The following is a 12,453-nucleotide window of genomic DNA, read 5'->3' as shown; positions in this document are numbered from 1 at the left end:
GGACCGTTTCGGTCACCGAATTCAAGCCGCCGCCCCCGATCTCAGTGCCCGCCCTTGCCCTCGCCCGAGATCCGGTCGGTCAGGCCATCAGCAAACCCGAGGCGACGAAGACGATATGGATCGCCACGAGCCACATCAGGTCGCGGTCGCTGGTGCCCTTTACGTTCATGAAGGCCTTCAGCACCTGGATCGCCGAGATCGCGACGATCGAGGAGATCAGCTTGAGCTTCAGGCCGGAGAAATCGATCTGCGACATCCATTCCGGCCAGTCGCGATGCGCCTTCGGGTCGATCTTCGAGACGAAATTCTCATAGCCGGAGAAGATCACGATCACGATCAGCGACCCGGTGAAGGTCAGGTCGATCAGCGCGAGCACGCCGAGGATAACGTCCGATTCGGTCGCCGAGAAGACGTGACTGATGAAGTGCCAGGCTTCCTGGAGCGCCTTCAGCAGGAGCCCAGCCAACGCCACGACGAGCAGGACGTAGAACGGCGCCAGCAGCCAGCGACTGGCCGAGAGGAAAGTCTCCAGCACGCGCTCGGGGGCCGAGGGCACAAAATCGCCTGCCGCTTCCGCCTTGCCGTCATGCTCGTTCATCGCCAACGCCCTGCCGTCGCCAGCTCCGTCTCTGCCACGACGCCGCAGGCAGCCGCAAGCAAAAGGCCCCGCTGGCCGAGCCGGCGGGGCCTTCCACCCATTCGCAACACTTTCGACGTCAGGCGTCGACGCCCACGCCGATCTGACAGGAAACGCCGGTGCCGCCGAGCCCGCAATAACCGGCCGGATTCTTGGCGAGATACTGCTGATGGTAGTCCTCGGCGAAATAGAAGGTCGGCGCGTCGACGATCTCTGTCGTGATCGGCCCATAGCCGCGCGCCAACAGCGCCTGCTGGTAGTCAGTCCGCGAGCGCTCGGCCGCGGCGCGCTGATCCGCGTTCTGAACGTAGATGCCGGAGCGATACTGCGTGCCGACATCGTTGCCCGAACGCATTCCCTGGGTCGGGTCGTGGTTCTCCCAGAAGGTCTTGAGCAGCGTCTCATACGACACGACAGCCGGGTCGAACACCACCAGCACGACCTCGTTATGGCCGGTCATGCCGGAGCAGACCTCCTCATAGGTCGGGTTTGGCGTGTAGCCCGCCGCATAGCCGACCGCCGTGATCCAGATGCCGTCCTGGAGCTGCCAGAACTTGCGCTCCGCGCCCCAGAAGCAGCCAAGTCCGAAGACAGCCGTCTCCAGCCCCTCCGGATAGGGGCCCTGCAAAGGCCGCTTGCTGAGAAAATGCCGCTCGGCAGTCGGAATCGGCGCAGCCCGGCCGGGCAGGGCCTCTTCGGCTTGCGGCAGGGCTGCCTTCTTGCGCAGGAAGAACATGATCGGCTCCATCGCTGACTTTCGTGTCGCCAAGATAAGCATCGAAAGCGCGTTCGCACAGGCTTGCGCCCGTGCACATCCTTTCACCGTCGCGTGACGATGCCGATCTGCCGCGGCGGCCGCTGGCCGAGCCTCAGCAGCAGGAAGCCGAGGACGAGCGCTACAAGCGCCGTCGGCGCGCGGATCAGATGCAGCATCGCAGGATCCCAGAGCAGCGGATGGATCTGGACCAGCATCGGCTGCAGCAGCTGGTAGCGCTCGCGCAGCAGCAAGGCGAGCGTCTCGCCCAGCGCCGTGAATTGCAGGGCAGTGTTGGCGATCGAGCGCGCGCCGTCGATCACCAGCGTAACGAAACCGGCCGCGACCAGCACATAGCCGACGAACCGCAGCAGGAACCGCACCATCAAGACCCTCTCGACGCCGCCCGGCGGCCGCTGGCCGCGCCTTCGCAACCGCCTCCGATGTGCCCCTTGCACCGGCGCTTTGCAACCGCATCGGCGGTTCGCATCAGGCGAATGTGCAAAGGCGGCGGATCGGCCCTTGAAAGTCGCCGGCCCGGCGGTCATAAGCAGCGCGCCGGACAGGTGGCCGAGTGGTTGAAGGCGCACGCCTGGAAAGTGTGTATACGGGAAACCGTATCGAGGGTTCGAATCCCTCCCTGTCCGCCAGCAAGTTCTCAACCTTATACATATGCAGAAGGCTACGTCGAAATCGGCGGAGTTTCCGGGCGTTAGCGCCGGGGCCGGTCTCTCTCGTTGAGCCGAAATTCAAGAGAACTGGTGCCGGCACCGTCCACTTCGGTTGCCGGCGAGAACCGAAGTAGCCCGCAGCGGTGGCGCTATATGTCGCCAGTTGGCCCATTGCGGTCGTTGCAGATGTCCGCTTCCAGGCAGTGCAATTGCCGATATGTCTGCGGGACACCTCTGGCTTCACGGAACCCAGGCTCCGTATCCACCAAACCGGCAGCAGGCCAGACTGCTTCGCAATCGATTTGTTGATGGGATCAGAACGGAGCATCCCTGGCTCGCTCCTATCCTCACTGCGAAGCGTGATGGAGCCATCATCGAGCGCCATCCATCCGAGGCTGGCTGGATCAGAACTTCACGGCGGCAGCAACGCCGCGTTTTTCAACACAGGCGGCGCTCCTGGGCCGTCACAGTCCTGCAAAATCACCGCGGACGTCCGCTCGGCAAGCTCAACCCTACTGTTCCGTCGAGGCTCGGCCAGCCCCGTAGGCCAGCAAAACGCCTTCAGGCGTCACGTAGCCGCGGCGCAAATCATCCTCGATCCTGCTCGCTGGCCGCTCCTGCGGGTGGCCAAAGCCGGCGCCGCCGGCCTCGCGCAGCGTGAGGCGGTCGCCGGGCGCGAGCTCATGCCTTCCTTGCGGCGAGATCGTCTCGCCATTGACCAGATGCTCGCGGCAAGCACCGGGCTGTCCGCCAGCGAAGCCCTGCGCCGGGAACTGGGTGCGGTTGGCCATCGAGAAGACGCTGACCGGAAAGCCGCTGTCATTGCGCAGCACGATCTCCTGGCCGGGCCCGCCACGCCAGGCGCCGGCGCCGCCCGAATCCGGCCGCAAGATCTTGCGCTCGACGACGAGCCCGCTCTCGGGCTCGAACAGCTCAGCCGACATGCCGCCCATATTCGAGGAGCCCGGCGTCGTCGGCTGGCCGTCGAGATCGCTCAGCGCGCCGAATCCGCCCGCCGCGCAGAAGGTCGTGGTCATGCCCGAGCCATCGGGCCGGCGGCCCTGCAGGGTGATGAAGTCGATCAGCCCGCTGCCGGCCATGACGCGGTCGGGCACGACACCGGCGAGCGCGCCGAAGATCAGCGGCGGGATGAAGTGGCCGATCACGTGCCGCCCGGCGGACGGGGCCGGCGGCACGGCGTTGAGCAGGCAGCCCACGGGCGCGCTGATGGAGATCGGCACGGTCGCGCCGTCATTGTTGGGCAGCCTGGGCGCCGTGATGCATTTCAGCGTGTAGAGCGCCATCGAGCGCGTATAGGGCATCGGCACGTTGATGCCGGCGGCGACGCAAGAGCCGGTGCCGGCGAAATCGATCGCCACCTCGCCGCCGCGCTTGTCGATCCTGCAGACAAGCCGCCTGACATCTCAGAAGGCCTCGACCTCGACCTCGTTGCAGTAGATGCCGTCAGGAATCTCGATCAGCGCCGCTCAGACGGCGGCCTCGGTCTGGTCGACAATGGATGCCGAGACCTCGTCGACATCGGCAAGCCCAGCCTCCGACAAGAACTCCAGGAGCTGCCGGTCGACGACCTCGAGGCAGCTGACGCTCGCCATGATATCACCCAGCACCTGCTCGGGAACGCGCACATTGAGCTTGAGAAGCTCGATCAGCGTTTCATCCCGCTTGCCCGCCGCGAACAGCTTCCAGATCGGCAGTCGCAGGCCCTCATGATAGATTTCGGTCGCTGCGGCCGAGAAGCCCATTCCACCGATATCGGGCAGATGCGTGATGCTCATGGCATAGGCGACGATGCGCCCGCTCCGGAAGATCGGCTTCATCAAGGCGAGATCGAACATGTGACCGGTCCCGATGACGGGGTCGTTCGAGGCCACGACGTCGCCGGGGGCCAGCTTGTCCGGCGGGAATTTCGCCAGCATGTGCGCGATGGTGACGGGGGCCGTGCCAATGAACACCGGGATGCATTTGCGGCTCTGCGCGATCAGCCGGCCACGCGTGTCGAAGATCATCACAGAGAGGTCGAAGCCCTCCCGCACCAGCATCGAGAAAGAGGTGCGGATCAGCGCCGCCGCGCCCTCGTCGGTGATCGAGATCAACCTGTCCCAGGCGATGGCGAGGTCGATCGGATCGAGGATGCGCCGTGCCTTCGCTGCAGTCGTCGTCATAGGGTCGCGATCTCCGCAACGAGGCTCATATCGTCATGCACCGTGGCGCGATCGCCGGCGTCGAGCAGCGTCGTCGATTCCGGTTCCTCGATAAGGGCTGGCCCCGCCACGACCATGCCCGCCCGCAATCGCGAGCGGGTATGGACGGGGCAGTCGACCAGACCGCCGGCCGCCGGGAAGTAGGCCTGTCGGTGGCCGATCCTCGCCTCGTTGCCGTCCTCGTCCTCGGCGGCGGGGCTGGTCGAGAAATGCCGTGGCGCCGCAGCGCTGGCTTCGACCTTGCAGCCGACGATCTCGATCGGCTCGGCCAGATTGGTGTGGAATATCTCGAGATAGCGCTGCGTGAAGCACGTCCGCAGCGCCTCACGCAGATCGTCAGCGCCATCGGGAAGCTCGACTTCGATATCGTAGTGCTGACCGCGATAGCGCATGTCAAAGCGCCGATGCCATTGCAGGGCGCCGGATGCGCCAAGCGGTGCCGCGGCCTCGGCATCGAGCTCTGTCAGCAGCGTCCTCAGCTCGCTTTCCGCCACCGCATCGAGACCGCGGCGGAAAGCGCGAACCGTCTCGAAGGCCTGGGCCGCCGACAGCATTCCGAAAGCCGACATCACGCCGGCTCCGCGCGGAAAGATCACGCGGGGGACGCGCAGCTTGCGGGCGATCCGCGCCGCGTGGAGTGGGCCGCCGCCGCCGAAGGCGACCATCGCGCAGCCACGATAGTCGAAGCCGCGCTCGGTAGCGTGCATGCGAAAGGCGCGCGCGATGTTCTCATTGGCCATGTCATGCGCGCCCCAGGCGGCGCGCGGCGCATCGACGCCCAGCGGCTCGCCGATCTGCTCACGATAGGCGTGACGGGCCGCGTCGAGATCGAGCGACATCGTGCCGCCGAGGAAACTCGCTGGATGGAGGTATCCGAGCAGGAGATTGGCGTCGGTCAGGGTCGCGACGGTACCGCCGCGGCCATAGGAGACCGGGCCGGGTTCGGCTCCGGCGCTGCGTGGCCCTACCCTGAGCCGGCCGAGCGTATCAAGGCCGACGAGGCTGCCGCCGCCCGTTCCGATCTCGGTCATGTCGAGGACGGGGATCTGCAACGGAAGCCCGCTGCCGCTGCGATATTCATAGGCATGGGCCGCCTCGAAGGCATAGGCCCGGAAGGGCCGGCCCTTGCGGACGAGCGCGCCCTTGGCGGTCGTGCCGCCGAGATCGAAGGACAACAGGTCGCCGCCGGTCACCACTGTGCCGATCCGCGCCGCGACCAGTACGCCGGCAGCGGGACCCGATTCCAGCAGCTTCACCGGATAGCGCCTGGCCATGTCGAGACCCATCAGGCCGCCGCTCGACGCCATGATCCACAGGCGTCCCCGGAAACCGCCTTCCGCGAGCCCTGTTTCCAGACGGGAGAGATAGCGATCGACCAGCGGCTGTGAATAGGCGTTGGCGCAGGTCGTGGTCCAGCGCTCGAATTCGCGCGGATAAGGAAAGACATCGGCCGAACGGCTGATGTGGAGGTCGGGATACAGCGCCCTGGCGATGGCGTGGGCCCGGCGCTCATGGGCATCGTCGACATGGGCGTGAAGAAAGCAGATCGCCAGCGCCTCGATCTTCTCCTCCTCGACGAGCCGGCGCGTCTGCGCGGCCACGGCCGCCTCGTCCAGCGCGAGCAGCACGCCGCCATCATGCTTCAGGCGTTCGGGGATTTCGGCCCGCAGGCTGCGCTCGACGATCGGCTCGGCATAGCGAAGCCTGAGGTCGAACAGGTCGTAGCGCTGCTCGCGCCCGATATCGAAGAGGTCCCGGAAGCCTTGCGTCACGAGCATGCCCGTGCGGTCGCCGCGACGCTCGATCAGGGCGTTGGTCACGAGGGTCGTGCCGTGGACGATCTCGACGAGATCCGACAGCGCACAGCCGGCCTCCGCGCAAATCGCGATCGAGCCTTCCAGAACGGCCTGAGAGGGATCGCGCGGCGTCGTCAGCCGCTTGTGGACGCCGACGCGCCGGCCTTCGGCATCCACCAGCGCGAAGTCGGTGAAGGTTCCGCCGATGTCGATGCCCAGCCGCAGGCCGGGACTTGCCAACGCCCCGGCAACACGCGCCAGGGCCGGCGCCGACTCGAAGTCATCACGCATGGCTGGCCGCCAGAGCCGCGCGCGACAGGCCGAGGAAGCCGATATCGTGCCGTGTCGTGCCGTCGCCGCTGGCGAGGTCGGCGACGATCTCCCCGATCACGCTGCAGAACTTGTAGCCATGCCCCGAACAGGGCGAGACCAGCACGACCTGCTCATGGGCGGGGTGTCGATCGAGGATGAAATGCTCGTCGGGCGTGTTGGTGAACATGCAACTGCGCAGCGCCATCGTTGCCCCGCTGCCATCGGGGAAATAGCGCTGGCTGAACTGCCTGAGCAGCCGTTCATCCTGCGCATCGGGCTCGCGCCTGACGTCGTCGGCCCGGCTGGTCTCGCCGCGATGATGATAGCGCCCGAACTTGAAGCCCGGCACCTCGTAGATCGGAAAGCCGTAATAGCGGCCTTCCTCGACCTGCAGGTTGAAGACCGGGAAACGATCGAGCGCGAACAGTTCCGGCCGATGCGGCTGCAGCCACGCCAACACCTGTCGCTCAGGGATCGCGAGGCTGCGCAGCGAGGGTTCGAGATCGCCGATCCAGGCGCCGGCCGCCAGCACCAGCCGCGCCGCCTCGTAGCGGCCATGGCTGGTCGTCACGACGACGCCGTCATCGCCCGGCTTCGCCTCCCAGCCCAGCACGGCCTCGCGGGCATGGATCTCCGCGCCATGGGCCTGAGCGGCGCGAACATGCGCGACGATCGCCCGCTCGCTGGCGATCAGCCCGCCGCGCTCCTGGAACACGGCGCGATGCGACGACGGCAGGCGATAGCCCGGATAGCGCGCGTTGATCTCGTCGCCGGTCAGAACCTCATGGAGCAGATCATGCAGGCGGGCCGAGTTCAACGCGCCCTGGAAAAGCTCGTCATCCTCCGGGCCGGCATCGATCGAGCCGGTGATCACCAGCAGTTCCTCACCCGTCGCGCGCTCGATCTCGCCCCAGAGTTCATAGGCCCGCCGCAGCAGCGGCACATAGTCGGGGTCCTCGTAATAGGGCATGCGGATGATCCGGCTGATGCCGTGCGACGAGCCCATATTGTGGGGAATATCGAAGCGTTCGAGGCCCAGGACCTTCGCGCCACGCCTGGCCAGGTGCCAGGCGGCGGCGCTTCCCATGCCCCCGATCCCGACGATGATTACGTCATAGGCCATTCTCGTCATGTCCAACGCCAGCGTCTATCAGTCCGGCCACCGGCCAATGATTCTATCCTTACGCAAAACAGCGGCCAAACCGAGAGGCGTCAGGCGTCATCTGGTCGGCAACGCTACTGACGGAGCCCACATGCCGGCTGTTCGGCTGTCGCCCCAGCGTCGCCAACGTTGCGGCTGAAGCATCGGCGGAATCGAAAACGCTAGGAGCGCATCCTCCGCGCCAGGGCTTCGCCGATCATGACGCAGGTGAAATGCAGGTTGGCCCGGCAATCCGTCGGCATGATCGAGGCATCGGCGACCCTCAGGCCATCGACGCCACGCACCCGCAAGTCGGGATCGACCACGCCGCGCGGATCGTCATAGGCGCTCATATGGCAGGTGCCGGCGGCGTGCTGGATGTCGCTGGCCTCCTGCAGCATCAACGCGTCGAGCTCGGCCTCCGGCAGCGCCGCAGCCTCGGCCGGTGTCAGTGGCGTCTCGCAGAAACGGATATCGTCCGACACGGCGCGCAACGCCGGCTCGCCGGCAAGAGCGGCCAGCCGGCGCACCGCATCGCGCATGCGCAGCCGGTCGCGTGGGTCGGCCAGCATGTTCTCGTCGACGATGGGATTGGCGTCGGGCGCAGCCGAGCTCAGGCGCAGCTCGCCGCGAGAGAACGCATCGTAGAGCGACACGCCCACCGCCCCGCCCGGCCCCGGCAGAGCGCCGGTGAAGCCGCGGTGGTTGTAGGAGACCATGATCATATCGCGCCGGCCGCCTCCGCCGAGGCCGCTGCTGTAGGTGAGGCAGCAGTTGGTGTGGCGCGCATCGGGATCGCGCGCCACAAACTCCGGCTTCAGCGCCAGGCTGATGCGCAGGACCGGGTGGTCCATCAGGTTACGCCCGACCGAAGGCTGGTCGCGCAGCACGGGAATGCCCAGGGCGGTCAATTGCGCGGCCGGGCCGATGCCCGAGCGCATCAGAATCGTCGGGCTGTGGATCGCGCCGGCGCACAGTACGATCTCGCGGCCTTCGATCTCCGTCCAGTCCTCGCCGGCGAAGCGCACGCGGACGGCGCGGGCGCGATGGCCCGAGAACAGGATGCGATCGACCATCGCATCGCCGCGAATCTCAAGGTTCGTGCGGCGTCGCACCGGCTCAAGGTAGGCGTCGTTGGTGGAAACACGGACGCCATCAAGCGAGTTGATCGCGTTGGTCGCGACGCCCTCGCCATGCCGGGCATTGATATTGCCGAGCCTTGGATAGCCAGCCGCCAGCGCCGCATCGCGGAAGGCGAGATCGACATGTCCCCAGTTCGCCTCGGGAGCCCGATACACGGGCAGCGGCCCCTCGCTGCCCGCCTCGGGATCGCCCTCGATCGCATCGAAGATTGGCATGACATCGTCCGCGGACCAGCCCTCGCAGCCATGCTCCTCCCAGGAATCGAACGCCTCCGCCACACCCCGGATGGCGATCTGGGCGTTCACCGTCGAAGAGCCGCCAAGGGCCCTCCCCCGCCAGTAGAAACGCGGCGCCTGCGCAGCCGTGCGGCGCGTCATCAGTTCCGGCCACTGCCACTGGGCCTGGTGCGCGGGATCATGCATGAACGGAATGATGTTGGCGCTGCGCAGCGCGTGAGGCGCATCGGCGGCGCGCCAATCCCGGCCGGCCTCGAGCAGCAAGACGCGGCAGTCTGGATTCTCCGAAAGCCGCGCAGCCAACGGAGCTCCAGCCGAGCCGGCTCCAACCACGATCACGTCGTACATGCGTTCAGCTTTCTTCGGTCCCGGCGGCATCATGCATCGATCAACGATCGCCGCTCTTACGCAGCAGATAGGTATCCATGATCCAGCCCTTTTCCTCGCGGGCCTGCCGCCGGACGCGCTCGATCTCGGCCGCGACCTCCGGGAGTTTGCCGGAGACGAGGATTTCGTCCTTCGTGCCGAGATAGGCGCCCCAGTAGATCTCGACGCCCTCGGAGGGAATGCGTGTGAACGCCTGCTCGCCGTCAAGCATGACGACGATGGCGTCGCGGCTGCCAGGAAAATCCTCGGCGAGCCTGCGCCCGGTGGTGATCAGCACGGGTTCGCCGATCCGGTTGAGCGCGATGCGGTGCTGCGCCGCGAGCGCCTGCACGCTGCTGATGCCGGGAATGATATCGTATTCGAGTTCGAATCCTCGGGCACGGATCTGTTCGACGATCCGCAGCGTGCTGTCGTACAAGGCCGGATCGCCCCAGACGAGAAAGGCGCCGCATCCGTCCTCACCCAGTTCCTCGCGGAAAAGCCGTTCGTAATTGTCGGCGAGCCGCGCGTGCCAGTCGTCGACGCTGCCGCGATAGTCGCTTCCGGCGGCGGCGCGCTGGGGGTGCCTGACCTCGACCATCCGGTAGTCCGAGCCCTCGATGAAGCGCTCGCAGATTTCCGTCCGCAACTGCCGCAAGGCCGCCTTGTCTGCTCCCTTGTCCGGAATGAAAAAGACATCGGCCCGGTTGAGCGCCTTGATCGCCTGCACCGTGACATGGTCGGGATTGCCGGCGCCGATGCCGATGATCAGGATCTTGCGCATTCAAATCTCCCGGCCTGCGCCCGCAGGCCAGGCCGCCTCGCCATGCGTATCGTTTCCGGAGGGCGCGCTTTCCGCTGTCAGGCCGCCGCCAGCCGCACACGCCCGACTGCCATCGCGGTCGCGGCCTGCGTCGGCTCGACGACGGGTACGCCGAGCGCCTCTTCGAGCGGCCTGCGGAAGCGCGCCATGCCGGCGCAGCCCATGACGATGACGTCGGCATGATGGCTGTCGCGCAGCGTCCTGCCCGTCGCGGTCATCCGCGTCAACGTCTTCTCGTCATCGGAGAGTTCCGTCACGCCCATGCCGATCGAGAGATCGCCGGCAAAGCGCGCCATCACGCCCATGGCCCCGAAATAGCGCAGATGGCGCGAGATCGAGGTCGGCAGGATCGCGATGACGCCGAAGCGCTGGCCCAGCGTCAGCGCCTGCAGCACGCCCGATTCGGCAATGCCGAGCACGGGCCGGCTGCTCTGCTCGCGCAGCGCATGCATGCCGGGGTCGCTGAAGCAGGCGACGACGAAGGCGGCGGCCTCGTTCTCAAGGCTTGCAGCGCGTTTCAGCAGCGGCCCGATGACGCCGTCGACGTCGCGCTGCGACTGGATGCCGGGAGGGCCCTCGGCCAGGGTCAGGCATTCGATCGCAGGCCCGTCGGACGAGCGCAGCGGCTCGACCGCGCGGTCGATGCCGGCAGTGACCGCTTCGGTCGAGTTCGGGTTGATCACGAAGATGGTGCCGGTCATGGGGTCCTCGATGTGGTTCGCCTGTCTCGAAGAACAAGCACCGTCATTCCGGGCGCAGCGCAGCGGAGACCCGGAATCCATCATAAGGCGCTGTCGTGCTCGATGATGGATTCCGGATCGGCGCCGCTACGCGGCTTGTCCGGAATGACGGCGCTTGTTTCAACGCAATCAATACAACTTCGCACCGAAATTGCGGTCTTCGTCAAATTCCAGCGAGAGCATGCCCGTCGGCTTCGTCGCCTCGCCCGCCTCGCGCAGCATCAGCCTGCCGGTGCCAGGCGCAGCCTTCAGCGCGCCCTCGCTCACAACCACCTCGCCGCGCCGCAGCACCGTCTCCGGCCAGCCGGTGATGGTGCGGCCCGAAAACGGATTGTAGCCGGTGTTGTCGTGCAGATCGTCGGCGAGCGTGACCTTGCGCCCGGCGTCCCAGATCGCGATGTCGGCATCCATGCCGATGGCGAGCGAGCCCTTTCCGGGCAGGTCGTAGATCGCGGCAGGCGCGGTGGCGGTCAGTTCGACGAACTTCTTCAGGCCGAGTCGGCCCTTGGAGACCATCGCATCGAATAGCACCGGCAGGCGCATCTCCAGCCCCGGCATGCCGTTGGCGATCTGCTTGAAGCCGGGGTTGGGGCCGGCCGAAAGCTTGCCGGTTTCGTCGAAGCGATAGGGCGCATGGTCCGAGGACAGGATCTGCAGATCGCCGAGCGCCAGCGCACGCCACAGCGCCTCCTGATCAGCACTCGTGCGCTGCGGCGGCGAGCAGACCCATTTCGCGCCCTCGATGCCCGGCTTGTCGAGTTCGTCGGCCGTCATCAGCAGGTAATGCGGACAGGTCTCGGCATAGATCTTGACGCCGCGCCCGCGCGCTTCGCGGATCACGGCGGCGCCCTCGGCAGTCGAGACGTGGAAGATGCAGATCGGCTGGTCGAGCAGTTCCGAAAACGCGATCAGCCGGTGGAAGGCCTCGACTTCCGCCGCGCGCGGATGGCTGACGGCGTGGTATTTCGGCGCGGTGTAGCCGCGCTTCATCAGCCGCTCGCTCATCCATTTCAGCAGGCCGTGATTCTCGGCATGGACGCAGACGAGCGCACCCGCCGCCCGCGAGGCCAGCATCACGTCCAGCAGTTGCTGGTCGTCGACCTGCACCGCGTCATAGGTCATGAACACCTTGACCGAGCGGTGGCCGGCCGCAATCAGCGCCGGCAGGTCGGTCGCGATGGTCTGCTCGTCGGGGTTCGCCACCATCAGATGGAAGGCGTAGTCGATGATCGCGCCCTTTTTCGCCAGCGCCGCGTAGTCCCTCACGGTGGTCGCGAGGCTCGCTCCGCGATGCTGGGCGGCAAAGGAGATCACACTCGTCGTGCCGCCGAAGGCTGCCGAACGCGTCGCGGTCTCGAAGCTGTCGGCGTTCATCAGGCCGCCGCCCGACAACTGCTCGATATGGCAATGCGTGTCGACGCCGCCGGGCAGCACGAGCCTGCCGCCGGCATCGATCTCGCTTGCGCCGGCCGGCAGGTTCTGTCCGATCGCGACGATCGTCTCGCCGCGAATGCCGAGATCGGCCCCAAACACATCGGTCGCGGTCGCGAGCGTGCCGCCGCGGATGACGATGTCGTAGGCTGGGCTGGACATGGAGGCTTCCTTGGTCGTG

9 protein-coding genes, 1 tRNA gene and 1 pseudogene are annotated in these 12,453 nt (G+C 66.6%); 1 reads left to right on the top strand and 10 read right to left on the bottom strand.

The genetic code is table 11. The features are described 5' to 3' along the window. Nucleotides 1-79: 79 nt before the first annotated feature. From AC1DZY_RS13440 to AC1DZY_RS13430, 3 genes are all read right to left on the bottom strand, one after another. Complete coding sequence (locus AC1DZY_RS13440; RefSeq protein WP_476820620.1) at nucleotides 80-598, bottom strand: TIGR00645 family protein; 519 nt, start codon at nucleotides 596-598, stop codon at nucleotides 80-82. Nucleotides 599-716: 118 nt separating this feature from the next. After that, nucleotides 717-1,373 carry a peptide-methionine (S)-S-oxide reductase MsrA gene (gene msrA / locus AC1DZY_RS13435; protein ID WP_476820765.1) on the bottom strand — a complete coding sequence of 219 codons (657 nt, stop codon included), beginning with the start codon at nucleotides 1,371-1,373 and terminating at the stop codon, nucleotides 717-719. Nucleotides 1,374-1,456: 83 nt separating this feature from the next. After that, nucleotides 1,457-1,777, bottom strand: a complete 321-nt coding sequence (locus AC1DZY_RS13430; RefSeq protein WP_476820619.1) for a hypothetical protein — start codon at nucleotides 1,775-1,777, stop codon at nucleotides 1,457-1,459. A gap of 174 nt (nucleotides 1,778-1,951) precedes the next feature. Here AC1DZY_RS13430 and AC1DZY_RS13425 point away from each other — a divergent pair. After that, nucleotides 1,952-2,041: transfer RNA gene (locus tag AC1DZY_RS13425), tRNA-Ser, on the top strand. Between the two features lie 533 nt (nucleotides 2,042-2,574). Here the strand turns inward: AC1DZY_RS13425 and AC1DZY_RS13420 are convergent. The 7 genes and pseudogenes from AC1DZY_RS13420 to hydA form a co-directional block, all read right to left on the bottom strand. After that, a pseudogene (locus AC1DZY_RS13420) lies at nucleotides 2,575-4,245 on the bottom strand (hydantoinase B/oxoprolinase family protein). Beyond that, entirely contained in the window at nucleotides 4,242-6,371 is a 2,130-nt protein-coding gene (locus tag AC1DZY_RS13415) for a hydantoinase/oxoprolinase family protein (RefSeq protein WP_476820618.1), read from the bottom strand. The pseudogene AC1DZY_RS13420 and the gene AC1DZY_RS13415 overlap by 4 nt, the downstream one beginning before the upstream one ends. After that, nucleotides 6,364-7,515 carry an N-methyl-L-tryptophan oxidase gene (solA, locus tag AC1DZY_RS13410; RefSeq protein WP_476820617.1) on the bottom strand — a complete coding sequence of 384 codons (1,152 nt, stop codon included), beginning with the start codon at nucleotides 7,513-7,515 and terminating at the stop codon, nucleotides 6,364-6,366. Before solA ends, AC1DZY_RS13415 begins: the two co-directional genes overlap by 8 nt. Nucleotides 7,516-7,715: 200 nt before the next feature. Then, entirely contained in the window at nucleotides 7,716-9,260 is a 1,545-nt protein-coding gene (locus AC1DZY_RS13405) for a GMC family oxidoreductase (RefSeq protein WP_476820616.1), read from the bottom strand. A 40-nt stretch (nucleotides 9,261-9,300) separates the two neighbouring features. After that, nucleotides 9,301-10,062: a precorrin-6A synthase (deacetylating) gene (gene cobF, locus AC1DZY_RS13400; protein WP_476820615.1), complete on the bottom strand. Its 762-nt coding sequence runs from the start codon at nucleotides 10,060-10,062 to the stop codon at nucleotides 9,301-9,303. Between the two features lie 77 nt (nucleotides 10,063-10,139). Next, nucleotides 10,140-10,802 carry an aspartate/glutamate racemase family protein gene (locus AC1DZY_RS13395; RefSeq protein ID WP_476820614.1) on the bottom strand — a complete coding sequence of 221 codons (663 nt, stop codon included), beginning with the start codon at nucleotides 10,800-10,802 and terminating at the stop codon, nucleotides 10,140-10,142. 168 nt (nucleotides 10,803-10,970) lie between these two features. Then, on the bottom strand, nucleotides 10,971-12,434 hold the full coding sequence (gene hydA / locus AC1DZY_RS13390) for a dihydropyrimidinase (RefSeq protein ID WP_476820613.1): 1,464 nt from the start codon (nucleotides 12,432-12,434) through the stop codon (nucleotides 10,971-10,973). Nucleotides 12,435-12,453 lie beyond the last annotated feature (19 nt).

Source organism: Allobosea sp. P2_A10, from assembly GCF_056405115.1.
The sequence above is the reverse complement of the archived record's forward strand: the minus strand, read 5'-3'. Positions and strand labels throughout refer to the sequence as shown.